30 protein-coding genes and 1 tRNA gene are annotated in these 24,776 nt (G+C 71.7%); 18 read left to right on the top strand and 13 right to left on the bottom strand.

The genetic code is table 11. The features are described from left to right. The first annotated feature begins 3 nt into the window (after positions 1-3). Genes grpE through rsgA form a run of 4 tightly spaced genes read left to right on the top strand, consistent with a single transcriptional unit; the run spans position 4 to position 3,185 of the window. Positions 4-741 carry a nucleotide exchange factor GrpE gene (gene grpE / locus L107_RS08285; RefSeq protein WP_159817798.1) on the top strand — a complete coding sequence of 246 codons (738 nt, stop codon included), beginning with the start codon at positions 4-6 and terminating at the stop codon, positions 739-741. Further along, entirely contained in the window at positions 741-1,865 is a 1,125-nt protein-coding gene (gene dnaJ / locus L107_RS08280; protein WP_159817796.1) for a molecular chaperone DnaJ, read from the top strand. Before grpE ends, dnaJ begins: the two co-directional genes overlap by 1 nt. Next, positions 1,862-2,107, top strand: a complete 246-nt coding sequence (locus tag L107_RS08275; RefSeq protein ID WP_159817794.1) for a sulfurtransferase TusA family protein — start codon at positions 1,862-1,864, stop codon at positions 2,105-2,107. The genes dnaJ and L107_RS08275 overlap by 4 nt, the downstream gene beginning before the upstream one ends. Next, positions 2,097-3,185, top strand: coding sequence for a ribosome small subunit-dependent GTPase A (gene rsgA, locus L107_RS08270; protein WP_159817792.1), 1,089 nt, complete (start codon positions 2,097-2,099; stop codon positions 3,183-3,185). The genes L107_RS08275 and rsgA overlap by 11 nt, the downstream gene beginning before the upstream one ends. Here rsgA and L107_RS08265 read toward each other — a convergent pair. From L107_RS08265 to murC, 3 genes are read right to left on the bottom strand one after another with little or no spacing between them, the layout of a single operon-like run. Continuing rightward, entirely contained in the window at positions 3,142-3,483 is a 342-nt protein-coding gene (locus L107_RS08265) for a YbaB/EbfC family nucleoid-associated protein (protein ID WP_159817790.1), read from the bottom strand. The two genes, rsgA and L107_RS08265, sit on opposite strands and share 44 nt — an antisense overlap. A gap of 28 nt (positions 3,484-3,511) precedes the next feature. Beyond that, entirely contained in the window at positions 3,512-4,405 is an 894-nt protein-coding gene (gene murB / locus L107_RS08260) for a UDP-N-acetylmuramate dehydrogenase (RefSeq protein ID WP_159817788.1), read from the bottom strand. Positions 4,406-4,409: 4 nt separating this feature from the next. Next, positions 4,410-5,858, bottom strand: coding sequence for a UDP-N-acetylmuramate--L-alanine ligase (gene murC / locus L107_RS08255; protein WP_159818100.1), 1,449 nt, complete (start codon positions 5,856-5,858; stop codon positions 4,410-4,412). Positions 5,859-6,040: 182 nt separating this feature from the next. Here murC and L107_RS08250 point away from each other — a divergent pair, with 182 nt between their 5' ends. Next, the gene (locus L107_RS08250) at positions 6,041-7,063 is read left to right on the top strand and encodes a type I glyceraldehyde-3-phosphate dehydrogenase (RefSeq protein WP_159817786.1); all 1,023 of its coding nucleotides are present in this window, start codon (positions 6,041-6,043) and stop codon (positions 7,061-7,063) included. Between the two features lie 54 nt (positions 7,064-7,117). Here the strand turns inward: L107_RS08250 and thiL are convergent, their stop codons facing one another. Together thiL and L107_RS08240 are read right to left on the bottom strand one after the other, a co-directional pair. Continuing rightward, on the bottom strand, positions 7,118-8,137 hold the full coding sequence (gene thiL, locus L107_RS08245) for a thiamine-phosphate kinase (protein ID WP_159817784.1): 1,020 nt from the start codon (positions 8,135-8,137) through the stop codon (positions 7,118-7,120). After that, positions 8,130-9,233, bottom strand: coding sequence for a peptidylprolyl isomerase (locus L107_RS08240; RefSeq protein ID WP_159817782.1), 1,104 nt, complete (start codon positions 9,231-9,233; stop codon positions 8,130-8,132). Before L107_RS08240 ends, thiL begins: the two co-directional genes overlap by 8 nt. 111 nt (positions 9,234-9,344) lie before the next feature. Here L107_RS08240 and efp point away from each other — a divergent pair, with 111 nt between their 5' ends. After that, positions 9,345-9,905, top strand: coding sequence for an elongation factor P (efp, locus tag L107_RS08235; protein ID WP_094587042.1), 561 nt, complete (start codon positions 9,345-9,347; stop codon positions 9,903-9,905). Positions 9,906-9,910: 5 nt separating this feature from the next. Beyond that, a complete protein-coding gene (gene accB, locus L107_RS08230) occupies positions 9,911-10,405 on the top strand; it encodes an acetyl-CoA carboxylase biotin carboxyl carrier protein (RefSeq protein ID WP_181280171.1) in 495 nt (164 codons plus the stop codon). Here accB and pdxA read toward each other — a convergent pair. Continuing rightward, positions 10,392-11,420 carry a 4-hydroxythreonine-4-phosphate dehydrogenase PdxA gene (pdxA, locus tag L107_RS08225; RefSeq protein ID WP_159817780.1) on the bottom strand — a complete coding sequence of 343 codons (1,029 nt, stop codon included), beginning with the start codon at positions 11,418-11,420 and terminating at the stop codon, positions 10,392-10,394. The two genes, accB and pdxA, sit on opposite strands and share 14 nt — an antisense overlap. 27 nt (positions 11,421-11,447) lie before the next feature. Here pdxA and L107_RS08220 point away from each other — a divergent pair, with 27 nt between their 5' ends. After that, entirely contained in the window at positions 11,448-11,630 is a 183-nt protein-coding gene (locus tag L107_RS08220) for a hypothetical protein (RefSeq protein ID WP_159817778.1), read from the top strand. On the opposite strand, the gene L107_RS08215 is transcribed toward L107_RS08220, so the two are convergent. Beyond that, positions 11,588-12,523, bottom strand: coding sequence for an SDR family oxidoreductase (locus L107_RS08215; protein ID WP_159817776.1), 936 nt, complete (start codon positions 12,521-12,523; stop codon positions 11,588-11,590). The two genes, L107_RS08220 and L107_RS08215, sit on opposite strands and share 43 nt — an antisense overlap. A gap of 35 nt (positions 12,524-12,558) precedes the next feature. Between L107_RS08215 and L107_RS08210 the strand changes: the two genes are divergently transcribed. After that, positions 12,559-12,774, top strand: a complete 216-nt coding sequence (locus L107_RS08210; RefSeq protein ID WP_159817774.1) for a serine protease inhibitor — start codon at positions 12,559-12,561, stop codon at positions 12,772-12,774. Here L107_RS08210 and L107_RS08205 read toward each other — a convergent pair. Further along, a complete protein-coding gene (locus tag L107_RS08205) occupies positions 12,720-13,157 on the bottom strand; it encodes an HNH endonuclease (protein ID WP_094587030.1) in 438 nt (145 codons plus the stop codon). The two genes, L107_RS08210 and L107_RS08205, sit on opposite strands and share 55 nt — an antisense overlap. A gap of 96 nt (positions 13,158-13,253) precedes the next feature. Here L107_RS08205 and L107_RS08200 point away from each other — a divergent pair, with 96 nt between their 5' ends. Then, positions 13,254-14,840 (top strand): DEAD/DEAH box helicase, encoded by a 1,587-nt coding sequence (locus L107_RS08200; RefSeq protein WP_159818098.1) that lies wholly within the window; start codon positions 13,254-13,256, stop codon positions 14,838-14,840. A gap of 14 nt (positions 14,841-14,854) precedes the next feature. Here the strand turns inward: L107_RS08200 and L107_RS08195 are convergent, their stop codons facing one another. The 3 genes from L107_RS08195 to L107_RS08185 form a co-directional block, all read right to left on the bottom strand. Beyond that, positions 14,855-15,256: a hypothetical protein gene (locus L107_RS08195; RefSeq protein ID WP_159817772.1), complete on the bottom strand. Its 402-nt coding sequence runs from the start codon at positions 15,254-15,256 to the stop codon at positions 14,855-14,857. Continuing rightward, the gene (locus tag L107_RS08190) at positions 15,240-15,692 is read right to left on the bottom strand and encodes a DUF6554 family protein (protein WP_159817770.1); all 453 of its coding nucleotides are present in this window, start codon (positions 15,690-15,692) and stop codon (positions 15,240-15,242) included. Before L107_RS08190 ends, L107_RS08195 begins: the two co-directional genes overlap by 17 nt. Before the next feature lie 63 nt (positions 15,693-15,755). Continuing rightward, positions 15,756-16,361, bottom strand: coding sequence for an AbrB family transcriptional regulator (locus tag L107_RS08185; RefSeq protein WP_159817768.1), 606 nt, complete (start codon positions 16,359-16,361; stop codon positions 15,756-15,758). Between the two features lie 28 nt (positions 16,362-16,389). Between L107_RS08185 and L107_RS08180 the strand changes: the two genes are divergently transcribed. From L107_RS08180 to L107_RS08170, 3 genes are all read left to right on the top strand, one after another. Continuing rightward, positions 16,390-16,692 (top strand): hypothetical protein, encoded by a 303-nt coding sequence (locus L107_RS08180; protein ID WP_159817766.1) that lies wholly within the window; start codon positions 16,390-16,392, stop codon positions 16,690-16,692. Positions 16,693-16,739: 47 nt separating this feature from the next. Beyond that, positions 16,740-16,991, top strand: a complete 252-nt coding sequence (locus L107_RS08175; RefSeq protein WP_159817764.1) for a hypothetical protein — start codon at positions 16,740-16,742, stop codon at positions 16,989-16,991. Positions 16,992-17,255: 264 nt separating this feature from the next. Then, positions 17,256-17,453 (top strand): hypothetical protein, encoded by a 198-nt coding sequence (locus L107_RS08170; RefSeq protein ID WP_159817762.1) that lies wholly within the window; start codon positions 17,256-17,258, stop codon positions 17,451-17,453. 182 nt (positions 17,454-17,635) lie between these two features. Here L107_RS08170 and L107_RS08165 read toward each other — a convergent pair. Next, a tRNA-Gly gene (locus L107_RS08165) sits at positions 17,636-17,707 on the bottom strand. Between the two features lie 83 nt (positions 17,708-17,790). After that, positions 17,791-18,942, bottom strand: coding sequence for an alanine--glyoxylate aminotransferase family protein (locus L107_RS08160; protein WP_159817760.1), 1,152 nt, complete (start codon positions 18,940-18,942; stop codon positions 17,791-17,793). An 80-nt stretch (positions 18,943-19,022) separates the two neighbouring features. On the opposite strand from L107_RS08160, the gene cbiD reads away from it, so the two are divergent. The 5 genes from cbiD (at position 19,023) to mrdA (ending at position 24,775) form a co-directional block, all read left to right on the top strand. Continuing rightward, a complete protein-coding gene (cbiD, locus tag L107_RS08155; protein WP_159818096.1) occupies positions 19,023-20,156 on the top strand; it encodes a cobalt-precorrin-5B (C(1))-methyltransferase CbiD in 1,134 nt (377 codons plus the stop codon). 48 nt (positions 20,157-20,204) lie between these two features. Further along, on the top strand, positions 20,205-21,824 hold the full coding sequence (gene guaA / locus L107_RS08150; RefSeq protein ID WP_159817758.1) for a glutamine-hydrolyzing GMP synthase: 1,620 nt from the start codon (positions 20,205-20,207) through the stop codon (positions 21,822-21,824). Between the two features lie 125 nt (positions 21,825-21,949). Then, a complete protein-coding gene (locus L107_RS08145; protein ID WP_015109861.1) occupies positions 21,950-22,531 on the top strand; it encodes a hypothetical protein in 582 nt (193 codons plus the stop codon). 52 nt (positions 22,532-22,583) lie between these two features. After that, positions 22,584-22,994, top strand: a complete 411-nt coding sequence (locus L107_RS08140; RefSeq protein ID WP_159817756.1) for a hypothetical protein — start codon at positions 22,584-22,586, stop codon at positions 22,992-22,994. Then, a complete protein-coding gene (gene mrdA, locus L107_RS08135; protein WP_159817754.1) occupies positions 22,994-24,775 on the top strand; it encodes a penicillin-binding protein 2 in 1,782 nt (593 codons plus the stop codon). Before L107_RS08140 ends, mrdA begins: the two co-directional genes overlap by 1 nt. The last annotated feature ends 1 nt before the right edge of the window (position 24,776 follow it).

Raw genomic sequence — 24,776 nt, 5'->3', positions numbered from 1 at the left:
CGCATGACCGGCGACAACACTCCCCCCCATGAGGAACGGATCGATCCCCGGGAGGGCGCGGTCGACGCAGCCCGGGTGGAGGAGCTCCTCGAGACCCTGCCGGTGAATCCCGACGGCGGCCCGGACGTCACGCCCCCCGCCGAGGGCACCGGGGCCCCGGACGCCGCCGCCGCCGCCACGCCGGAAGCCCCAGACGGCGGCGCAGACCGCGTCAGCCAGCTGGAGGCCGAGCTGGCGGCCCTGCGCAGCGAGAACGAGTCGCTGAAGGGCCAGTACATGCGCATCGCCGCCGATTTCGACAACTTCCGCAAGCGCCAGTCCCGCGACAAGGAGGACCAGCGCCTGCACATCACCTGCACCACCCTCACCGAGATCCTGCCGGTGGTCGACAACTTCGACCGGGCCCGCCAGCAGCTCAACCCCCAGAGCGAGGAGGCCCAGAGCCTGCATCGCAGTTACCAGAACCTCTATAAACAGCTGGTTGATGTGTTCAAGCAGCTGGGGGTGTCGCCGATGCGGGTGGAGGGTGAGCCCTTCGACCCCTCGCTTCACGAGGCCGTGCTGCGCGAACCCAGTGAGGAGCATCCGGAGGACGTGGTGATCGAGGAGCTGCAGCGGGGCTACCACCTCGACGGCCGCGTGCTGCGGCATGCCCTGGTCAAGGTGTCGATGGGTCCCGGCCCGGCCGGTGGGTCCCGTTCCGATGCATCGGCGCCACCCAGCGAAGGGACATCCGACTGATGGCCGATTACTACGAGCTGCTCGGTGTCAGCCGGGACGTGGATGCCGACAGCCTCAAGAAGGCCTACCGGCGGCTGGCGCGCCAGTACCACCCGGACGTCAACAAGGATCCGGCGGCGGAGGACCGCTTCAAGGAGATCGGCCGGGCCTATGAGGTGCTCAGCGATCCCCAGGCCCGGGCCCGCTACGACCAGTTCGGCGAGGCCGGCCTGGGCGGCGGCGGCGGCATGCCCGACATGGGCGACATGGGCGGCTTCGCCGACCTCTTCGAGACCTTCTTCAGCGGTTTCGGCGGGGCCGGCGGTGGCGCCGCGGCCGGGGCGCGCCGCCGCGGCCCCCGCCAGGGCGACGACCTGCGCCTCGATCTCACCATCAGCTTCAGCGAGGCCGTCTTCGGCGCCGAGAAGGACGTCCAGATCCGCCATCTCGAGACCTGCACCACCTGCAACGGTTCCGGCGCCAAGGCGGGCAGCGGCCCCACCACCTGCGGCACCTGCGGCGGCGCCGGCCAGGTGCGCCGTGCCACCCGCACCCCCTTCGGCAGCTTCACCCAGGTGGCCCCCTGCCCCACCTGCGACGGCACCGGCCAGGTGATCGCCGACCCCTGCAACGCCTGCGGCGGCCAGGGCCTGCAGCAGGTGCGCAAGAAGCTGCGCATCAACATCCCCGCCGGCGTCGACACCGGCACCCGCCTGCGGGTGGGCCAGGAGGGCAACGCCGGCCAGCGGGGCGGGCCGGCCGGGGATCTCTACGTCTTCCTCACCGTCCAGTCCCACCCCCACCTGCGGCGGGACGGGGTCACGGTCCATTCCGAGGTGTCGCTCAACTACCTCCAGGCGATCCTGGGCGACACGATCGAGGTCGAGACCGTCGACGGCCACGAGCCGCTGGAGATTCCCGCCGGCACCCAGCCCGGGGCCGTCATCACCCTCCAGGGCAAGGGGGTCCCCCGGCTCGGCAACCCGGTGGCCCGCGGCAACCACCAGTTCACCATCAAGGTGCAGCTGCCCACCAAGCTCAACGGCGAGGAGCGGCAGCTGCTGGAGCAGCTGGCCGGACACCACACCAGCAAGGGCCAGCGCCACCACCACAAGAGCGGCCTGTTCGGGGGTCTGTTCGGTTGAGCGAGCCGGTGGCCCTCGATCTGCGGGGAACGCCCTGCCCGGTCAACTTCATCCGGGCCCGCCTGGCCCTCGAGCCCCTGCCGCCGGGGAGCTTGCTGCGGATCGACCTGGACGGGGGGGAACCGGAGCAGATGGTGTCCGAGGGGCTGCGCAGCGAGGGTCACGACGTGCAACGGGTCGAGCCGTCGCCGTTCGCCCCCGGGGAGGGGGTGCGGCTGCTGGTGCGACGGGATGGGGCCTGAGCCGCTGCCGGGTCGGGTGGTGGCCCTGCAGGCCAACTACTGCCTGGTGAGCCTCGATGGTCCCTCGGAGCTCGGTGACGACGGCCGCCTGCTGTGCACCCGTCGCACCCGCCTCGACAAGAGCGGCCTGCAGGTGTGCGTGGGGGATCGGGTGACGGTGGCCGCCGTCGACTGGCGGGCGCGGCGGGGGGCGGTGGTGGGCCTCGAGCCCCGCCACAGCCTGCTGGAGCGGCCGGCGGTCGCCAACGTGAACCGGGTGGTGGTGGTGGTGGCCGTGGCCGAACCCGGCCTCGACCCCCTGCAGCTGACCCGGTTCCTGATCACCGCCGAGGCCACCGGCCAGCCGGTGCAGGTGGTGCTCAGCAAGGCCGACCTGCTGCCGCCGGCCGAGGTGGCGGCCTGGTGCCGGCGGCTGAAGGGCTGGGGCTACGGCACGGTGGCGGTCTCCACCCGCAGCGGCGAGGGTCTGGAGGCGCTTCGCCGCCAGCTGGCCAAACCGGGCATCGCCGTGCTCTGCGGCCCCTCCGGCGTGGGCAAGAGCAGCCTGCTCAATGCCCTGGCTCCAGCCCTGGAGCTGCGCGTCGCCGCCGTCTCCGGCCGGTTGCGCCGCGGACGCCACACGACCCGCCATGTCGAGCTGTTCTCCGTGGCGCCGGGGGCCCTGGTGGCCGATTCCCCCGGCTTCAACACCCCCGCCCTCCCCACCGACCCCCAGGTCCTGGCGGCGGCCTTCCCGGAGCTGCTGGCCCGCCTCAGGGCCATCCCCTGCCGTTTCGCCAACTGCCGCCACCTGGGCGACCCGGGCTGTGCCATGGGGGACGGCTGGGACCGTCAGCTGATCTACGGCCGCTGCCTCGAGGAGGTGGAGGCCGCGGCGGCCCGTACCCGCGGCGGCCAGGGGCGCCAGGGGGAGCGGGGCCTGCGTCAGCGGGGCGACCGCCTCGAACCCCTGCTCGATCCCCAGCTGCGCCGCTCCTCCCGCAGCACCCGGCGCCAGGGGCTGGAGCAGGACCTGCCGGGCCTGGAGGCGGAGCTCAGTTCCCCAGACCGGGAAGGTTCAGATCCAGACCCCCGGTGAGGGTTTCCATGCGCTCGCGCATGGTGCCGGTGGAGACCTCGTAGGCCTTGCAGAGCGCCGCCAGCACGGCCGCCTCGACCGTCTCCACGGGCTCGGTGAGCAGCTCGGGGCTCAGCTCGACCCGCAGGGGCTGCTGGTTGCCGGAGAGCCAGACACTGGCGCGGCCCTCCGGGTCGCTGCCCTGCAGCTCCATGGCATCGAGCTCCTCCTGGAGCTTCTGGGCGTCCTGCTGAATCTGCTGGGCCTTGCGGAAGGCCTCGGTCAGCTGTCCGAAATTGGGAAGTCCGAAGCCGGCCATGCCAGGGGGGTCGTCGTCTGGGGGCAGGCTAGAACCCCAGCCGCTGGACCTCCGGGTGCAGCCGCACCCCGCGGTCCTCCAGCACCCGCTGCTGCACCAGCCGGATCAGGGCGTCGATGTCGGCGGCGGTGGCGGCGCCGGTGTTGACGATGAAATTGGCGTGGATCGGCGACACCTGGGCATCGCCGATGGCGAGCCCCTTGAGGCCGAGGGATTCGATCAGCTGGCCGGCCTTGAGCGGTTCGGGATTGCGGAACACGCTGCCGCAGCTGGGTTGCTGATAGGGCTGGGTGCTGGTGCGGCTCTGCAGGTTGGCGCTGGTGCGGGCGCTGAGCACCGCCGGGTCGTGGCCGGGCTCCAGCCGGAAACGGGCCGAGAGCACCAGCAGGGGCTCCGCCTGCAGGCGGCTGTGGCGGTAGGCGAAGGCCAGGTCAGCGGCGGCCAGCTCGAAGGGGGCATCGGGCCGGCGGGGATCCAGCACCCGCACCGACACCAGCCACTCGGCGGTGCAGCCCCCCTGGGCGCCCGCGTTCATCACCACCGCCCCCCCCACCGTGCCGGGGATGCCGACGGCCCACTCCAGACCCCGCAGGCCGCCGCGGGCCGCCTTGCGGGCCAGGGTGGGGATCGGTTCGCCCGCCTCGGCCTCCACCCAGCCTTCGCCCGGATCCAGGCGGCTGCCCTGCAGGCGCCGGTTGCAGAGGGTGAGGCCGTCCAGGCCGCCGTCGGCGATCAGCAGGTTGGAGCCCGCACCGATGCAGCGGAAGGGAAGACCCGAGGCCGCCGCCCAGGCGGCGTGGGCGATCAGCTCCCCCTGGTCGGCGGGTTCGGCGAACCAGGCGGCCGGCCCGCCGACCTTCCAGGTGGTGTAGTCCCGCAGGGCGACCCCTGCCCGGGGCTGGCTGGGCGGAGCCGTCGCCATCCCCTCAGGCCACCAGCGCCGTGGGGCGACCCCGTTCGTCGAGGGCCCCCAGGCGGTCCCAGAGGCTGTTGACGTCGCCGGCCCCCATGGCCAGCACCAGGTCGCCCGGCCCGGTGCCGCCGGCCACCAGTTCCGCCAGCGCCTCCATGCTGGCCGCCACCGCCACCGGCAGGTCGGGGGCGAGGGAGCGCACCGACTCCGCCAGGGCCTGGCTGGAGATCCCCGCCACCGGGGCCTCGCCGGCGGCGTACAGGGGCGCCAGCAGCACCGCGTCGGCCTCGGTGAGGGCAGCGGCGAAATCGTCCAGGAACTGGGCGGTGCGGGTGTAGCGGTGGGGCTGGAACACCGCCACCAGCCGCCGGGGCACCAGCGGCAGCGGGCTGCGGCCGCTCTCCACCATCAGCCGGGCCATGGCGATGGTGGCGGCCACTTCGCTGGGATGGTGGGCGTAATCGTCGACGATCGCCCGGTCCTGCCACAGGCCGCGGCAGTCGAAGCGCCGTCCGGGTGGGCGCAGCCCGGCCACCGCCCGGCGCAGGTCCTCGAAGGGCACGCCCTCCAGCCGGCAGGCCGCCATGGCGGCCACGGTGTTGCTCAGGTTGTGGCGACCGGGCAGGGGTACCTCCAGGGTGCCGAGCGCCTCCCCGTGCTCGTACCAGGTGGCCAGGGTGCCGTCACCCCGCTCCTCCAGAGGAATGGCGGCGAAGTCGACGGCTTCGCTGCTGCGGGTCGACCACCAGCTGGCGGCCTGGAAGTGCTCCCGCAGCACCGGACAGTCGCGGTTGGCCAGCAGGGTGGTGCAGCCGTCGGCGAAGCGCTGCAGGGTGGCCACCAGGGCGGCCAGATCCGGGTAATGGTCGGTGTGGTCGAGCTCCACATTGGTGAGCACCCCCAGCCGGGGCCGGAACTTCACCAGGGAGCCGTCCGATTCGTCGGCCTCGGCCACCAGCAGCCGGCCGCGGCCGTGGCGGCCGTTGCTGCCGAAGGCGGGCACGATCCCCCCGATCACGGCGGTGGGGTCCTCGCCGACGGCTTCCAGGAGCGTGGCGATCAGGGTGCTGGTGGTGGTCTTGCCGTGGCTGCCGGCCACCGCGATCGACGGCTGGGCATTGATCAGGGCCGCCAGCACGTCGGAGCGGTGCACGATTGACAGCCCGCGCCGCCGGGCCTCGGCCAGCTCCTCGTTGGCGGCGGGCACCGCCGAGCTGATCACCACCAGGGGATCCGTCACCGCCCCGTCGAGACCGGCGAGCACCGCGGTGATCGTGGCGGCGGTCTGCTCCTGGAATACCCGCACCCCGGCGGATTCGAGCCGCTCCAGCACCGGACTGGGACGGGGGTCGGAGCCGCTCACCAGGAAGCCCCTCTCCGCCAGGATCCCTGCCAGGGCGGACATGCCGATCCCCCCGGCCCCGATGAAATGGAGCGGCTGACGGCGATCGAGCTTCGGGATCAAGGGGGACTCCAGGCCACGCCGAAAATAACGGCAGATCGGCCCTCCCCCCTCTGCGGGATACTTCGCTTTGCCGACCGTCCGATCCGGGGCCTGTGGCTGCGGGAAAGAGCAGGACCCCCATTTCTGTATGATCGGCAGCCAAAATCCCCCCTTGCTAGCGGGTTCCACCGCTTTCTGCCATGACCTTGCGCGTTGCGATCAATGGATTTGGCCGAATCGGTCGGAATTTCATGCGCTGCTGGCTGAGCCGCGGTGAGAACACCGGCATCGAAGTGGTGGGCCTGAACGACACCTCCGATCCGAAGACCAACGCCCACCTGCTCCAGTACGACACGATGCTCGGCCACATCCGCAATGCGGAAGTGAGCCATACCGACGACACCATTGTGGTCAATGGCAAGCACATCAAGTGCTTTTCCGACCGCAATCCCCTCAACCTTCCCTGGAAGGAGTGGGGCGTGGACCTGGTGATCGAGGCCACCGGGGTCTTCATCGATGAGAAGGGGGCCGGCAAGCACATCGAAGCCGGGGCCAGCAAGGTCCTGATCACGGCCCCCGGCAAGGGCGACGGCGTCGGCACCTTCGTGGTCGGCGTCAACGCCGATCAGTACCGCCACGAGGACTTCGCCATCATCAGCAACGCCAGCTGCACCACCAACTGCATGGCGCCGGTGGTGAAAGTGCTCGACCAGGCCTTCGGCATCGTCAAGGGCACGATGACCACCACCCACAGCTACACCGGGGACCAGCGCATTCTCGACGCCAGCCACCGCGATCTGCGCCGCGCCCGGGCTGCCGCCGTCAACATTGTTCCCACCTCCACCGGCGCCGCCAAGGCGGTGGCCCTGGTGTATCCGCCGATGAAGGGCAAGCTCAACGGCATCGCCCTGCGGGTGCCCACCCCCAACGTCTCGGTGGTCGATCTGGTGCTCGAAGTGAGCCGCGGCACCACCAAGGAGGAGGTGAACGCCACCCTCAAGGCCGCCTCCGAGAACGGCATGAAGGGGATCATCAAGTACTGCGACCTGCCCCTGGTCTCCACCGACCACGCCGGCACCGACGAGTCGGCGATCGTCGATTCCGACCTCACCCTGGTGATGGGCGACAACATGGTCAAGGTCATCGCCTGGTACGACAACGAGTGGGGCTACAGCCAGCGCGTGGTCGACCTGGCCGAGGTGGTGGCCCGCAACTGGAAGTGAGTCGGCACCCTGCCGGCGGCTGACTCCGTCCGCTGACTCTGTCCGCTGATTCCGTCAGCCGAAATGGCGGAACGCGGCGGCCGGGGGGGCGACAGGGTCTCCCCCCTCGGCCCATCCCAGTGCTCCGCAGGGCTGGGGTTCCACCAGCCGGCCGATCCGGCGGGCGCCCGCCAGCCGTTCCACCAGGGCCTCGGCCCAGGCCGGCTCCACAGCCAGCACCAGTTCGAAATCTTCACCTCCCCAGAGGCACCAGTCCTCGCCGGCGTCCTGGCCCTCCAGTTCCGCCGCCAGGGGCAGGGCGTCCCGGCACAGCAGGGCCGTGCAGCCGCTGGCGGCGGCCAGGCAGGAGGCCGCGGCCGCCAGGCCGTCACTGCTGTCGCAGCCGGCCACCCGCCAGTCCAGGGCCGCCGGGCGACATTCTCCCAGGGCCGTCACCGCATCGAACCGGGGCACGGGCCTGCGGTGGGCATGGATCGCCCGCTCCCGGCCGGATGCGGGCAGGTCCGGCAACGCCTCGCCCCGCAGCAGGGCCAGGCCCAGGCGGCTGAGCCCATGGGCGCCGGTGCTGACCAGCGCATCTCCCGGCCGACCGTCCCCGCGGCGGATCGGGCCTCCCCCCGCCGGGAGCCGGCCCAGGGCGGTGACGGCCAGCAGGCGCTGGCGGCCGCCGCTGCAGTCGCCCCCGAGCAACACGCCGCCATGGGCTGCCAGCAGCTCCGCCATGCCGCCGTAGGCCCCTTCCACCCAGGCCCAGGGCGTGTCCCCAGGGGCCACCAGGGCGACGGTGATGCCCACGGCGCCGCGGCAGCCCATGGCCGCCAGATCGGAGAGGTTGGCCGCCGCCGCCCGCCAGCCCACATCGGCGGCCCCCATCGTCTCCGCACTGAAGTGGACGTCCTCCACCAGCACGTCGGTGTTCAGCACCAGCGGCCGATCCCCCGGCGGGTGCGCCCCCAGCAGGGCCGCTCCCAGAAGGGCGGCGTCATCGTCGAACTGCCCCGGGGGGGCGAAGGCGCCGAGGCGCCGGATCAGCTCCCCTTCCCCCAGCTGCGCCAGGGTGGGCCCCTCAGGCATGGGGGCGCAGGTTGTCGGCCCCCTCGACCACCGTCGCCTTGACGATGCCGTCGTCGGCGGTGAGCTCCTCGAGCACGTCGAAGCCGTCCACCACGTAGCCGAAGGCGGCATAGCGCCCGTCGATGAGGTTGAGGCCCGCCGGGGTGAGCTCCGGCTCGAACAGGAACAGGAAGAACTGGGAGGAGCCGTCGCCCAGGGCCTCGTCGGAGTGGGCCCACCCCAGGGTGCCCTTGCTGGCGAAGGGCAGCACCGGTTCGGCCTTGAACATCCCCAGGTCCTCGAAGGTCTGGTTGTAGAAGGGGGCCTCCTGGCCGGGCACCATGATCTCCAGGGGCACGGTGCGCTCCTGCTTGCTGACCGGATCCACGTAGCCGGTGGCCGGGCCGGCTGGATCGCCGGTCTGGAGCACGTAGAAGTCCTCGGCGCGGTTGAAGGGCAGGCCGTCGTAGAAGCCGCGCTGCACCAGGTCCACGAAGGCGCCGGCGGTCAGGGGGGCGTTGTAGCCGTCCACGACGGTGGTCAGGTCGCCTTTGGTGGTGGTGAGCCGCACGGTGGCGCGGCCCAGCAGCCGCGGCAGCCCGTCGAATTCGGCGGGAATCGTGAACGGGAAGGGGCCCACCAGCAGCGCTTCGGCCTGGCCGATGTCGGCGAGGGCCTCCCGGCGGGCGGCCAGGAACCGGTCCCGGTCCTGGGCCTCACCGGCGGCCGCCAGCTCCTGCAGATGCACCGCTGTGTCGGCCAGCAGGGCTTCGGCGGTGGGCCGGTCGGCAGGATCGAAGCTGGCCAGGATCCGCTCCCGGCTGCCGCCGAGCTGGGACTCGGCCCGGCGGACGGAGCCGGTCAGGCTGCTCCAGCGCTTGGCCCGCAGGTCATCGCTGGTGTCCTCGAGGCGGTGCTGGAGCCCCTGCAGGTCGCCCTGCTCCATGGGAAGGGCATTGCGCAGCAGGGCGGTGGGATCACTGACGGCATTGCCCTGGGGCAGGTAGGCCCAGGCGGCGGGGACCGCCAGCAGCAGGGTGAGAACGAGGGTCAGGGCGGCCCCCAGCCGGGCGGCCAGCGTGGTGGTGAACCCGATGCGCCTGCGTCGCCGGTCCATGCTTCCCCTGTGACTGCCTGGACTTTGGCACAACCGGCCCGGGCCTCCGGCGAGGCCGTCCGCGGGTGGGCCTGTAGCCAGACGTACAATCCCCCGATCCGATCCGCCGGAATGATCTCCAGCAACGACTTTCGCACCGGCACAACGATTGAGCTGGATGGCCAGGTCTGGCGCGTCGTCGAATTCCTTCACGTCAAGCCCGGCAAGGGCTCGGCCTTCGTGCGCACCAAGCTCAAGGGGGTCCAGAGCGGCAACGTGGTCGAGAAGACCTTCCGCGCCGGGGAGACCATGCCCCAGGCCCAGCTGGAGAAGTCGACCCTTCAGCACACCTACATGGAAGGCGACGACTATGTCTTCATGGACATGGCCTCCTACGAGGAGACCCGCCTGACCGCAAAGCAGATCGGTGACGGCCGCAAGTACCTCAAGGAAGGCATGGAGGTGAGCGTCGTCTCCTGGAACGGCAAACCCCTCGAGGTGGAGCTGCCCAATTCGGTGGTGCTCGAGGTCACCCAGACCGACCCCGGCGTCAAGGGCGACACCGCCACCGGCGGCACCAAGCCGGCCATCGTCGAGACCGGTGCCCAGGTGATGGTGCCCCTGTTCATCACGATCGGCGAGAAGATCAAGGTCGACACCCGCACCGACAGCTATCTGGGCCGGGAGTCCTGATCGCCATGCAGCTCGATCACGACCAACTGCGCCAGCTGCTGGCCCTGCTCGGGGACAGTGACATCCAGGAACTCCGGCTCGAAGGCGATGACTTCCGTCTGGAGGTGCGCCGCAACCTGCCGGCTCCTGCGCCGGCGACGGTCACCATGGTGCAGGCACCGGCCGGGGCCCCACCGCCGGCTCCCGCCCCCGCGGCCGCGGTCGCCCCTGCCCCGGGGCCTTCGGCACCCCCGCCGCCCGCCGCCTCCGTGCGCAGTGATCTGCAGGCCGTCACGGCGCCGATGGTGGGCACCTTCTACCGCTCCTCGGCTCCGGGGGAGGCCCCCTTCGTGGAGGTGGGCAGCCGCATCAGCGCCGGCCAGCCCGTCTGCATCCTCGAGGCGATGAAGCTGATGAACGAGCTGGAGTGCGAGTTCAGCGGCGAGGTGGTGGAGATCCTGGTGGAGAACGGCACGCCGGTGGAATTCGGCCAGGTGCTGATGCGGATCAAGGCCGGCTGAGGGCGAACGTCTCCGGGGGCGGGCCCAGCTCCCAGGCGGTCTGGATCGCCGCCGCCATGCTGTCGGCCCTGGCGATGCCCCGGCCGGCGATGGCGAAGGCGGTGCCGTGGTCGGGGGAGGTGCGCAGGAACGGCAGCCCCAGGGTGGTGTTGACGGCGGCGTCGAAGGCCAGCAGCTTCACCGGGATCAGCCCCTGGTCGTGGTATAGCGCCAGGTAGCCGTCCGCCCCTTCGCCCTGGCCCCTCCAGGCGGCGGCCGCCTCCAGCCAGCAGGTGTCCGGCGGCACCGGTCCCTCCAGCCGCACCTCGGGATGCCGGCCCTGCCACTCCCGCAGGGCGGGAATCAGCCAGTCCTGCTCCTCCCGCCCCAGGTGGCCCCCCTCGCCCGCATGGGGGTTCAGGCCCGCCACCACCAGCCGGGGCCGGCTCCGGAAGCGGCGGCAGAAGGCCAGCAGGGCCTCCAGCCGCTGGTGCACCAGCTGTGGGCCGAGCCGGGCGCTCACCTCCGTCAGGGGGATGTGGGTGGTGGCCAGGAGCGTGTTGAGCCGCCAGCCGCCGGCGGGGGCCACGGCGGTGAACAGCATCCCGGCGTCGCTGGCGCCGGTCAGTTCCGCCAGCCGCTCGGTCTGGCCTGGGTAGGCATGGCCCGCCGCCTGCCAGCTGGCCTTGGCGATCGGGGCCGTCACCAGGGCCCGGCCGCCGCCGGCGCCCACCAGCGCCACGGCCGCGGACAGCCAGGCGAAGCTGGCGGCACCGGCGGCGGGGCTGCTCACCCCCGGGACCACCGGCTGCTCAAGGGGGATGTCCACCAGGGGGAACGCATCGGGGTCGGCCAGGGGCGCGTCGCTGCGGGCCAGCAGCTGGCGGTGGCAGTCCTGAAGCCAGCGGCCGCAGCCCACCAGCACCACCTCCTGGCCGGCGGGCCGGGGCCGGGCGAGGGCCTTGAGGGTCACCTCGGCGCCGATGCCGGCGGGATCCCCCAGGGCGATGACGAGGCGATCCGCAGTAGTTTTCATGCCATCGGGCGTTGTCGGGGTCGGTTCATGGTCCGCTTGCTGGTGCTGGGGGTGCTCCTGCTGGGTGGTGGGCTCGCCTTCCGCAATGAGTGGGTCGTGGTCGACTGGGACAAGATGGGCAAGGACACGGGGCTGTCCTCCCTGATCGATCCTTCGATCTTCGGCGCTCAGAAGAAGTCGCCGCTGCAGGATGCCAACCCCTCCCGGTAGGTGGGGTAGAGCAGGCGGTAGCCGAGGTCGTCCCTGAGCCTCCGGCTGCTGGCCCGTCGATTCTCGCTCCAGAAGCTGCGGGCCATGGCTCCCATCGCCGCGGCCACGTCGTCGTAGCGCTGCACCTCCGGCAGCCGGCAGCCCAGCAGATGGGCGGCCATGCCAAGGATCTCGCTGGAGGGGCAGGGGAAGCTGTCCGCCAGGATCAGGGTGTCGGGCCTGGTCTCGGGGGACAGGGCGATGGTGTGCAGCACCGCGCCGACGATGTCGTCGACGTGCACCCGCGAGAACACCTGGCCGGGCTTGTGGATGAGCCGGGCCGTGCCGTTCCGCAGGCTCACCATCGGGTTGCGGCCGGGGCCGTAGATGGCCGGCAGCCGCAACAGCTGCACCGGCAGGCCGCTGCGGCGCCAGGCCTGCTCGCAGGCCAGCCGGGCCTGGCTGCGCTCCAGCAGCGGCCGGGTGGGGCTGGTCTCGTCCACCCAGGCGCCGCCGGTGTCGCCGTAGACCCCGGTGGTGGAGAGATAGCCCACCCAGACCGGTGCCAGCTGACGCAGGCGGGTCTCGAGGGACTCCAGCACCGGATCGCGGCCGCCGGCATCGGGCGGGATCGTCACCAGCACGTGGCTGACCCCGGCCAGGTCGGCCTGGCTGGGCAGGGCGCCCTGGTCGGGATCGAAGTGCAGCCAGCCCCGGGCGTCGCCCGGCGGGGCCGGCTGGCGATGGCTGAGCAGCACCGGCACGCCGGCCGCCTCCAGCGCCAGGGCGAGGCGGCGGCCGGTGTAGCCGCCGCCGAGCACCAGCATCCGGTCGATGGCGGCGGCGGCCGCGGGCAGGGCCGGGTGGTCGATCCGGCCGCCGTCGGCCCCCGGGTTGACAGAATCCACCGTCATCAGTACATCTGTATCACTGTCCGTTTCCCCATCCCGTGACCACCTCGTCGTTCGGTGCCAGTCTCCCTGCCGGCCTGGTGCCCTCCCGCCCCCTCCGCCGGGCCCCGGCGCGCCACCACCGTGCCGCCGCCCCGCTGCTGCTGGCCGTGGCGCTGGTGCTGGGGGCCGTGGTGCTGGCGCCGGAGCAGCCCCTCGATCAGGAGGCCATCTGCCACCGCCACAACGGCGTGGAGGCCTGCCGCGTCTGGTGAGTCACCTCCGCTTCGGCGGCCGTGGCCGTCTCCGGTTCGGCGGGGGCCACCCACTGGAGCAGGCGCAGGGCCAGGCGCAGATCGCCGTCGGTCCAGGCCCGCAGGGCCATCGCCCGGCGCGGGTCGTAGAAGGGCTGGCTCCGGTACCACACAAACGCATCGCTGTCCCCCTTGCGGCCGTTGCAGCCCAGGCAGGCCGGCACGCAGTTCTCGGTGATGCTCTGGCCGCCGCGGCTGAGCGGATGCACGTGGTCGATGGATTCCGACGCCTCACCGCAGTAGAGGCAGCGGCGGCCGGTCATCCGGTGCAGCGACTGTCGCCATCGACGCGCTCGCAGCTTGGGGCAGAGGTCTTCGAGAAAGACTCCATCCCTGGCCTGCATCAGCGCGCCTCGGTTGGCGGAAGTTTGCCCTCAGCGTCCCGGGTGTCAATGTGTTCATGATTGCTTTTTGCCGCATTGGCCACCCCCCTGGTGCAGATGCGCCTGGGCGCCTCGGGTCTGATCGAGGTGGTCAGTCCGTTCGACGCGGTCACCCAGGCGCAGCTGCGGGCCATCCGCCCCCGGGGCCAGTGGCTCAGCCGCCGCGGCTGCTGGCAGTTCCCCCTCGAGGCGGCCGCGGCGCTGCAGCAGCAGTGCGCCGGCCGCTTTCCGCTCACCCCGGAACTGGCCCGCTGGTTCGGCTGGCTGGGCCAGCCCCTGCCGCCCCTGCCCCCCCACCGGGCCCTGGTGGCGGCGGCCGCCGCCGACGATGACCTTCCCGACGGCCGGCGGCTGTTCCGCCACCAGCGGCTGGCGGTGCGCTGGCTTCTGGCCCGCCGCGGCGCCGTGCTGGCCGATGCCATGGGTCTCGGCAAGACCCTCAGTGCCCTGGTGGCCGGCCGCGCCCTGGTGCGCCTGGCCGACTGCCGGCTGGTGGTGGTGGCCCCGGCGGGGCTGCATCACCACTGGCGCCAGGAGGCGGCGGCCCTGGGCCTGCGCCTGGAGCTGCACAGCTGGGCCCGGCTGCCGGCCGAACTGCCGGCCGCCGGCACCGTGCTGATCGCCGACGAGGCCCATTTCGCCCAGTCGCTCCAGGCCGCCCGCACCCAGGCCTTCCTGCGTCTGGCCCGCCATCCGCGCCTGCGGGCGATCTGGCTGCTCACCGGCACGCCGATGAAGAACGGCCGGCCGGTCCAGCTCTTTCCCCTGCTGGCGGCCATCGGCCATCCCCTGGCGGCCGACCAGCGCCACTTCGAGGAGCGCTACTGCCAGGGGCACTGGCGGGAGCAGGGGGGACGGCGGATCTGGCAGGCCAGCGGCGCCAGCCAGCTGGAGGAGCTGCAGCGGCTGGTGCGCCCCCTGGTGCTCCATCGCCGCAAGGGCCAGTGTCTGGATCTCCCCCCGAAACGTCGCCTCGAGCGGCCCGTCAGCCTCGATCCTGCCGCCGCCGAGGCCTTCGAGCGCGCCCTGCAGGGGCGGATCGACGACTACCGCCGCCGGGCCATGGCCGGCGAGGTGCGCCGCGACGCCGAGGCCCTGGCGGTGTTCACGGCCCTGCGCCAGATCGCTTCGCACCACAAGCTGGACGCCACCGCCACCCTGGTGGCCGAGCTGGTGGCGGCCGGCGAGCCGGTGGTGGTGTTCACGGCCTTTGTGGCCACCGCCCTGGCGCTGCACCGGCAGCTCGGCCGACCGGGGGACGGGGGCCCCCTGGTGGGCGCCGTGCCGCCGCGGCGGCGGCAGCAGCTGGTGGATGCCTTTCAGGCGGGCCGGAACCCCGTGCTGATCGCCACCTATGGCACCGGTGGCCTCGGCTTCACCCTGCACCGGGCCCGGCATGTGGTGCTGGTGGAGCGGCCCTGGACGCCGGGAGACGCCGAGCAGGCGGAGGACCGCTGCCACCGGATCGGCATGGGGGCCGCGCTCACCAGCCACTGGCTGCAGCTGGGTGTGGCCGACCGGCTCGTGGACGACCTGATCGCCAGCAAGGCCGAGCGGATCTCCCTGCTGCTGCAGGGCCAGGACAGCCTGCGTCGCCAGCGGGCCCTGCCGGCGCTGGTGCGCCAGTGGCTGGAGAGCGGTTGAGCCCCAGCCCGCCCTCAGCCCCCCGGGCGGGCGGGGGCGTCGTCGGCGCAGCTGCTGCGGCGCACCTCCAGGTCCTGGCGCAGGATCGGATCCAGCTTGTCCTTCGGTACCGCGGCGGCCAGCACCGTCGCCTGGGCGATGTCCCGGCAGGCCGCGGTGGTGTTGCCGGCCAGGGTATGGAGCAGGAAGCGCTCGTTGAGGGGCCCGGGATCCTTGGGAAAGGCCGCCACCACCCGGTCGCACTGGCTCAGGGCCCCGGGCAGGTCCTCCAGCTTCACGGTCCGCAGGCAGTCCTCCCGGGTGATCGGCCGCTGGGGCAGGGGCTCCTCGGCACAGCCGCCCAGCAGCAGGATCAGCAGCAGGCCCAGGGGGCCGATGGAGGGATGCAGGCGGGCCCGCTCAGTTGTAACGCTCACTCCGGGTCATGCCGCTGCCACCAGCCTTACCACCGCCGACGACCGAGATGGAGGTGGGGCCGGGTTCCGGGCTGGCCGCGGTGCTGCCGGAGCTGCGCGGCGCAAACAGTTCTCCGAGGAAGCGGCCGCAGTCGGGGAAGGTGCCGGGGTTCTGGACCACGGCCTCGGTGATCATCACCGCCGCGTGTTCGGGGGAGGTCTTGAACAGGCCGGCGCTCTGGCGCTTGATCAGCGCATAGGCGGCGTTCCAGCTCACCTCGTGGACGTTGCCGTTGTTGCGCATGAAGCAGTACACCTGGGCCCCCTTGCCCCCGGGACCTTCGATGTCATTGCCGGCGCGGGCGCTCTGGGCGGTGCCGGCAGCGGCCAGCAGGACGGCCGCCGCCGCCAGGACGGCCGGGGCCAGTCGGTGAGAGAGAGAGTGGCGTGTGGCCATCGGACCGGAAGGGAAGAACGAGGTGGCCCAACGTATCGACCCCAGCGGCGCTGTCCAGGGCGGTCAGCCGCCCGGTGGGGTGGCGGCCGCCGGCAGCACCAGCCGCACCACCAGGGGCAGGATCACCAGCACCGTGATCAGGCGTACCGCGTGGAGGGTGGCCACGGCCGCCCCGACGCCGAACTCGGCGCCGACCAGGCTCATGCCGCTGATGCCCCCCGGGGCCGCCCCCAGCAGGGCCACCACCGGATTGACGCCCATCAGCCGGCTGCAGCCCAGCCCCACCACCAGCCCGGTGAGCACCAGGGTGACCGTGATCAGAAGGGCCGGTCGCCACAGCTGGCGCAGTTCCAGCAGGGCCGTGCCGGTGAGGCCCGTGCCGATCACGGTGCCGATGCCGATCTCCAGCAGGGTGCGGGTGCCGACCGGCCACTGGGCCACCTCCAGCCGCCCCGTGACGCTGACCAGGGCGGCCCCCAGCAGGGCCCCGGCCAGGGGGGCCGCCGGGATCCCGGTGCGCAGGGCCAGCAGGCCGCCGGCAAGTCCGGCCAGCGCGTACATCAGCAGATGCCAGGCATGGTTCATCCGACGTTGGGCCCGATCCACGGGGCCCACTCTGGGAGATCCGCGCCACAGGTGCTTGAGGGGGTGCTCCGGGTGTGTTGTCATGCGGCACAGCCCAGTCGCTTTCCCCGCCATGGCCCCCGCCTCGGTGTCGTTCCGCATCAGCCGCAATGCCGAAGATCTCGCCGAAACCATCCATGCCCTCTCCCAGCGTCTGGTGACCCTGGAGCAGCGCCTGGCGGCGGTGGAACTGCAGGCCTCCAACCAGGCCAGGCCGGACCCCCAGGAGCTGGCCAGCCTCGACAACGTCGAGCGGCTGCTGCAGGACTGCCGCCACCTGCTGGAGATCGTGCCCGCTTCCGAGGCGCCCATCGCCTCCGAGGCCCCCGCGGCGTTCGACAGCCAGGAGGACATCACTTACCCCACCGCCGCCTGAATCGCGCCCCCCTGGTCAAGGGTGTCAAAATGAAAAGAAAGCGGGTCATGGCCTTCCCCACTTCCCCTTACCAGTCATCTTCCGCCGCTCTGCACGGCCAGGGTGCCGCCCCACGGAGCTCCAGCCCGGCGCCCCACTGCCAGCTCCGTACCCATTCCCAGGAAGAGGGCGACCACCAGCTCGAGAAGCTGGAATTCGCTCTCGCCGTCGCCCTCACCCGGGGCGACCTGCAGCGCTCCGACCAGCTGCGCTCCCAGATCGCCGCCCTGGGTGGCAATCGGGAGGAGCCGGGCACCTGAGCCCGCCGGCAGCCGGCACCGAGCGAATCGAATGATCCGTGGCCGGGTGGAGGGTGATCCTCTCTTTCTCCCTGCCTTCCTTCCCCGGCGGGACAGACTGTTACTGTTTCCCGTAAGATGAAAACAGCAAAGGGTCCGTTGGATGCCGACAGGCCCTTTTTTCCTGTTTTCGATGCTGCGACATCCTCACCGGTCATGATCGTTGCCAGCCCACCGACCCCCGTTACCTTGACGCTGGAAACACCCGCACGGCCAAGGTCCGGCGTGTCCCCACTGTCGGATCCGGCAGCGCGTCAGCGTCTGCTGCTGCAGGCGGCGGAACTGAATGAGCAGGCCCGTGCGGCCGCCAGCGAGGGGGATATGGAAGGGTCCGCCCGGGCGATTCTGCAGGCCCTCGACTGTGAGCGCCGGGCCGGTGGTCTTGGGCTGCAGGTGCTGCAGCTGATCAAGCCCCGGACCTGAATTGCGAATCCCGTTGGGACTTCCCTGGAGCACAGGGTTCTCTTCTATCCCAGACCCACGACGTTGGATTCCGGAAAAGGAAGCTGCCCGTTGCAGGAACGGGGCCAGGACCCGGCAAACTCACGGAGTTATGACTCGGCCGGATGTCGGGCTTGGGCCTTCAATCCCGAACTGGTTGATCAAGCGGGTGACCGGACTCGAACCGGCGACGTTCAGCTTGGGAAGCTGACATTCTACCACTGAATTACACCCGCGTTTTGTCAATCCAAGCCTCACCTTAGCAAGGGCTGCGGACACCACCCCGGGGTCCGCAGCCCCGGGGTGGCTGACCAGCGGCTCAGCCGGCCAGGGCCGCCGCCGCCGCCGCCACCCCGGCGCCGATCGGAGCCTTGGCCAGCCCCAGGTCCTGCAGGGTGGCCTCGATGGCCGCCACGGCGGTGAGCACGTCGCGGTCGCAGACGAAGCCCAGGTGGCCGATGCGGAACACCTTGCCCTTGAGGTGGTCCTGGCCGCCGGCCAGCAGGATGTCGAACCGTTCCTTCACCTGCTTGCGCAGGGCCTCGGCATCGATGCCCTCCGGCGCCACCGCCGTGATCGCCGGGCTGCCGTGGCCCTCGGCCGCATAGAGGGGCAGGCCGATGGCCTTCATCGCCGCCTGGGTGGCCCGGCGATGGCGGTCGTGGCGGGCGAAGATCGCCTCCAGCCCCTCCTTCTGCATCATTCCCAGGGCGGCCTCGAGGGCGAAGTAGAGGTTGATCGCCGGGGTGAAGGGGTTGCTGTCGTCGTCGGCGGCTTTGCGGTACTTGCCCAGATCCAGATAGAACTTCGGCAGATCGGAGCGCTCGTAGGCCGTCCAGGCCCGCTCGCTCATGGCCACGAAGCTCAGGCCCGGCGGCATCATGTAGCCCTTCTGGGAGCCGGAGCCCACCACGTCCACGCCCCAGTCATCCATGGGCACGTCACAGGCGCCGAGGCTGGTGACGCAGTCGGCGATGGTGAGGGCCGTGCCGTGGGCCTTCACATGGCCGGCGATGGCCTGCAGGTCGTTGATCACCCCGGTGGAGGTTTCCGAGTGGGTGAGGATCACCCCGCGGATCTCCCTGGCGGTGTCGGCCTCGAGGGCGGCGCGGAAGGCCTCCGGATCCAGGGGCTGGCCCCACTCCGCCTTGATCACCTCCACGGTCAGCCCGTAGGCCTTCGCCACCTTCACCCAGCGTTCGCCGAACTTGCCGTTGTCGCCGCAGAGCACCCTGTCGCCGCGGCTGAGGGTGTTGACGATCGCCGCCTCCATCGCCGCGGTGCCGCTGCCGGTGAGCACCAGCACGTGGCCCCTGGTCTGGTGCAGCCACTGCAGCTGCTCGGTGGTGCGGCGCACGATCTTCTGGAAATCGCCGCTGCGGTGGCCGATCGGATGGCGGGCCATGGCCTGCAGGACGGTCTCCGGCACCGGGGTGGGGCCGGGGATCATCAGAGTGAGCTTGTCCTGCATGAGCGGTGGGGAACGAAGGAGCGCGGGCCCGGCGAAGGCAAGGCGATCGACCACCATAAAAAACAGCGTTCCCGCCGGCCATCGATTCCCTGCGCCCCCCCTCCGCGCCTCCGCGGGGATTCACCCTGCCGGTGTGGCTGGCGGCCGCGGCCCGTGCCGCCCTCGGGGCCCTGCAGGGGGAGCCCTTCCACGCCGCCGTGTCCCTGGAACTGCTGCAGCCGCCGGGGGTGGTGCCGATCCCGGTGCGGGCCGCCGCGCCGCTGGGGGACGGTCTGGCCCTGGGGGAAAGCTGCTGTGATCCGGGCGAGGGGCTGGATCTCACCCGCGGCCTGGTGGTCTGGGTGCTGGCCCGCTGGCTCCCGGGCGACGGCCCCTGGCTGCAGCTGGAGCCCGGCGAAGGGGTGGGGGTGCACGCGGCGACCGGGGAGGCCTGTCTCTCCGCCTATGCCCGGCAGCTGCTGGAGGCCAACCTGCGGCCCCTGGTGCCCGCCGGCCGCCGCCTGGGGCTCACTTTGGTGCTCCCCGCCGGCCGCCGCCTGGCGGAGCGCACCAGCAACGCCGCCTTCGGGGTGGTGGACGGGCTGGCACTGATCGGCACCCAGGCCGAGGTGCAGGCCGGCGCCGACCCGGACCAGCTGGCCCGCACCCTGGCGGCGTTGGCGGCGCGGATGGCCGCTCCGGGGGCCGGTGGCGATCTGGTGCTGGTGATCGGCGAGAACGGCCTCGATCTGGCCCCCCGGCTGGGCCTGCCGCCGGAGCTGCTGATCAAGGCGGGCAACTGGCTCGGCCCCGTGCTGGTGGCGGCCGCCGAGGCGGGGGTGGAGCGGCTGTTGCTGTTCGGCTACCAGGGCAAGCTGATCAAGCTGGCCGGCGGCATCTTCCACACCCACCACCACCTGGCCGACGGCCGTGCCGAGGTGCTCACCGCCCTGGCCGCCCTGGAGGGGGCCGGTGGCGCCACCCTCGCGGCCCTCCACGGGGCCGCCACGGTGGAGGCCGCCCTGGCCGCTCTGGAGCAGGCCGATCCCGACCTGGCCGGGCGCCTGCGGGCCCGGATCGCCGCCGCCATCGAGGGCCGCTGCCGGGCCTACCTGGCCAGCCATGGCGCCCCACCGGCCGCCGTGGGGGCGGCCCTGTTCGACCGCCAGCGCCGGCTGCGGGTCTGCGGGCCGGTGGGGGCGGCGCTGATGGAACGCTTCAGGGGCGCGACCTAGGGTGCTGGCACCGATCACCGGGCCCAGGCCCAGGCCTCCATCGAGCCGATGTCCCAAACGACGCAGACCGCACCACCGGGTTCGGAACGGGACCACGCCAGCGGTTCCCGCCGTCACCCGGCCATCGTCATCCTGGATTTCGGCTCCCAGTACTCCGAGCTGATCGCCCGTCGGGTGCGGGAAACGGAGGTCTTCTCCCTGGTGATGGGCTACACCACCAGCGCCGCGGAACTGAAGGCCCTCCAGCCGAAGGGAATCATCCTCAGCGGCGGCCCCAGCTCCGTCTACGAGGAGGGGGCCCCCACCTGCGACCCCGGCCTCTGGGACCTGGGCATCCCGGTGCTGGGGGTCTGCTACGGCATGCAGCTGATGGTGCAGCAGCTGGGCGGATCGGTGGTGGCCGCCGGCCGGGCCGAGTACGGCAAGGCGCCGCTGCACGTCGACGACCCGGTCGACCTGCTCACCAACGTCGAGGAGGGCTCGACGATGTGGATGAGCCACGGCGATTCGGTGGAGTCGCTGCCGGAAGGTTTCGTGCGCCTCGCCCACACCGACAACACCCCCGAGGCCGCGGTGGCCCACCATGCCCGCCGCCTGTACGGGGTGCAGTTCCATCCCGAGGTGGTGCATTCCACCTGCGGCATGGTGATGATCCGCAACTTCGTTTACCACATCTGCGGCTGCATCCCCGACTGGACCACGGCTGCCTTCATCGATGAAGCCATCGGCGAGGTGCGTGCCCAGGTGGGCGAGAAACGGGTGCTGCTGGCCCTCTCGGGCGGGGTCGATTCCTCCACCCTGGCCTTCCTGCTGCACCAGGCGATCGGCGATCGCCTCACCTGCATGTTCATCGACCAGGGCTTCATGCGCAAAGGCGAGCCGGAGTTCCTGATGGATTTCTTCGATCGTCAGTTCCACATCAACGTGGAGTACATCAATGCCCGTGAGCGCTTCATCTCCAAGCTCGCCGGCATCACCGATCCGGAGGAGAAGCGCAAGATCATCGGCACCGAGTTCATCCGCGTGTTCGAGGAGGAGAGCCGTCGCCTCGGCCCCTTCGACTACCTCGCCCAGGGCACCCTCTATCCGGATGTGATCGAGAGCGCCGGCACCAACGTGGACCCCAAGACGGGCGAGCGGGTGGCGGTGAAGATCAAGAGCCACCACAACGTGGGCGGGCTGCCGAAGGACCTGCAGTTCAAGCTGGTGGAGCCGCTGCGGCGTCTGTTCAAGGACGAGGTGCGCAAGGTGGGCCGCAGCCTCGGCCTGCCCCAGGAGATCGTCGGCCGCCACCCCTTCCCGGGCCCCGGCCTGGCGATCCGCATCCTGGGGGAGGTCACCGACGACAAGCTCGACATCCTGCGGGACGCTGACCTGATCGTGCGGGAGGAGGTGCGCGACGCCGGCCTCTACGACGAGATCTGGCAGGCCTTCGCCGTGCTGCTGCCGGTGCGCAGCGTCGGGGTGATGGGCGACAAGCGCACCTACGCCTACCCGATCGTGCTGCGCTGCGTCTCCTCCGAGGACGGCATGACCGCCGACTGGTCGCGGCTGCCCTACGACCTGCTGGAACTGATCTCCAACCGCATCGTCAACGAGGTGCGGGGGGTGAACCGGGTGGTGCTCGACATCACCAGCAAGCCCCCCGGCACGATCGAGTGGGAGTAGGCGGGAGAGCCGGGCTGGCCCCCAGGGGCCGGCTTCGATAATCTCGGCACCCGGCCGTTCGCTCCGTGCCTCCCGTCTCCCCCGCCGTCGCTGGCAGCCCTGCCGGGGCTGAGCAGGACCCCCAGATGCACCGCCGCCTGCAGCAGGACAGCATCCTGCTGGCCGGCAAGACCGTCTTTCTCAACCCTTTCCTCTACTGGCGTCGTTTCGATGCCAACACCGACCGCTGGCTGCGGGAACCCGGCCAGCTGCCGGAGGAGCAGATCCGCAGCAACCGGTTGCGCTTCTATCCCGAGGTCGACTGGGACGCCCTCGATCCGGCCGACCTGGCGATCAAGGAGGGGGCGGTGGAGATGTTCCTCAAGAGCCTGGAGCTGATCAGCACCTTCAACCCCGACCTCAGCGCCGGCCACCTGCTGGAGGTGGAGCGCAAGATGGCCGTCACCAAGAAGAAGGCCTTCGAGCGCTGGGTGGCCCGGGCCCTCGACCGTCGCGGCAAGGAGAGCCTCAGGGAGCGGCGCCGCTTCGACCGTGACCGCTGGCTGCGCGGCTGGATGGAGTGGCTGTCCCTCGAGGGCACCCGCCAGGCCCTGCTCCCCTTCAGCGTGCTGCTGGTGCTGGCCGTCGGCGGCGGCTGGTGGCTGGGCAGCACCCGCTTCTGCGGCCAGGTGATCGTCGATCCCGGGGTTCAGCGACCCGCACCCTGAGCGGGGCCGTTCCACACGTCAGACTGGAGGGCCCGGTCCGGGTTCCGACGTCATGGCTGCCGATCCCCTCGATTCCCTGCGCCTGGCCCTGATGCAGGACGTGCTGCCGGTGGGACTGGCGGTGGTGGAGCGGGTCCGCAAGGGGGGCCCGGCCGAGGTGCTCGCCGCTTTCGACGGCACCAGCGCCGATCCCCTCGGTCAGCTGCGCCAGGAGGGGGAGCCTGCGGCCAGCCAGGTGAGGGAGAACCTGGATCGCTTCCAGCCGGGCCTGGGCAACCCCGTGATGAAGGTGGAGGTGCGCGATGTCGGCGCCGAGGAGGGCGCCGCTGGCCCGTTCCCCGGCGCCGCCCCACCCGCCTGGGACGCCCCCCCGCCAGCCGACCCGGCGGATCCGGCCGAGCTGCTGGCGGCCCTGGAGCGCATCGAGACGCGCCTGGCCCTGCTCCAGAGCCGACTCGGCTGATGGTGCGCGCTGCCGGCGGCGGGGTCGGGGCCGGCTCCACCCGCCACACAGGGACCGGCCACCAGGCCGCCCTGCTGCTCACGTTCATGCTGCTGGTGCTGGCGGCGATCCTCGGGCGCCTCGCCTGGCTCCAGCTGCTGCATGGGGCCGAGAACCGGGCGATGGCCGACGAGAACCGCATCCGCCTGCTGCCGCGCAACCCGGTGCGGGGCCGCCTGCTGGATCGCAAGGGGCGGGTGCTGGCCACCAACCGGCTCACCTACAACCTCTACCTCCAGCCCCTCCAGGTGGACGACCGCGGCTGGCCCGGGCTGCGCGACCGGCTCGCCGGCCTGCTGGCGATCCCCGCCGACCGGCTTGAGGCCGCGCGCAAGCGCGGCGCCAACGCCCAGGGGTTCCGGATTCCCCTGGCCCTCTCGCTCACGCCGGTGCAGGTGCTGCGCTTCCGGGAGCAGGCCGGGTCGCTGCAGGGGGCGGAGGTGTCCGAGGACGTGCTGCGGGCCTATCCCGACGGCAGCCTGGGGGCCCACGTGATGGGCTACACGAGCAGCATCACCGAGGAGGAGTACGCCGCCCTCAAGGACCACGGATACCGCATCAGCGATCGCATCGGCCGCAGCGGCCTGGAGAAGGTCTACGAAACCCACCTGCGCGGCGAGTGGGGCGGCCAGCAGCTGGAGGTCAACGCCGAAGGCCAGGTGCAGCGGGTGCTGGGGGACAAGCCCGCCAAGGCCGGCAAGGATCTGCGCCTCACCCTCGACCTCGACCTGCAGCGGGCGGCGGAGAAGGCCCTCGATGGGGTGCGCAAGGGGGCGATCGTGGCCATGGACCCCCAGACCGGCGCCGTGCGGGCGATGGCCAGCCGGCCCAACTTCGATCCCAACATCTTCTCCGACGGCCCCACCACCGCCCAGTGGAACGCCCTCAACCGGCCGGAGGCGCCGATGCTGAACCGGGCCTTCCAGGGCTTCCCCCCGGCCAGCACCTTCAAGGTCATCACCACGATCGCCGGCATCGAGTCCGGCAAACTCAACGAGAACTCCACCGTGCCGACGGTGGGTTCCTTCTGTTACTACGGCCAGTGCTACGCCGACCACGGCTCCTTCGGCAGCATCGGCTTCCCCTTCGCCCTCGCGGTGAGCAGCAACAGCTTCTTCTACAAGGTGGGGCTGATGGTGGGCCCCGACGAGATGTTCAAGGCCGCCCGGCGCCTGGGTTTCGGCCGCCGCACGGGCAGCGAGCTGTCCGCCGAGGAATCCCCGGGACTGCTCGGAGACCCGGCCTGGAAGAAGGAGGTGCTGGGCGAACCCTGGACCCCGGTCGACACGATCACCTCCTCGATCGGCCAGGGGGCGGTGACGGTGACGCCGATCCAGATGGCCCGCCTCTATGCCGCCGTGGCCAACGGCGGTTGGCTGGTCACCCCGCACCTGGTGGAACGGGACTACCCCCGGACGTGGATCGGGCTGAAGCCGGCCACCCTGCGGGTGCTCCACGCCGGTCTGCGCCAGGCGGTCACCAGTGGCACGGCCACCATCCTCAACGACCCCAGCCTGCCGCCCGTGGCCGGCAAGACCGGCACCGCCGAGGATCCGCCCCGTCCCGACCATGCCTGGTTCGGCGGCTACGCCCCGGCCACCGGTAAGCCCACCCTGGTGATCGTCGCCTTCGGCGAGAACTCCGGCGGCTACGGCGGCACCGTGGCCGCTCCGATGGTGAAGGCCCTGATGACCGTCTGGTTCCGCGGCGTCAAGCCGCCGGTGGTGGCCCGGCCGGGCTGAG

Source organism: Cyanobium sp. Copco_Reservoir_LC18 (assembly GCF_009834675.1).
GTDB lineage: Bacteria > Cyanobacteriota > Cyanobacteriia > PCC-6307 > Cyanobiaceae > Cyanobium > Cyanobium minutissimum.
Note: the sequence above shows the minus strand (reverse complement) of the source record. Positions and strands in the feature narration are given on the sequence as shown.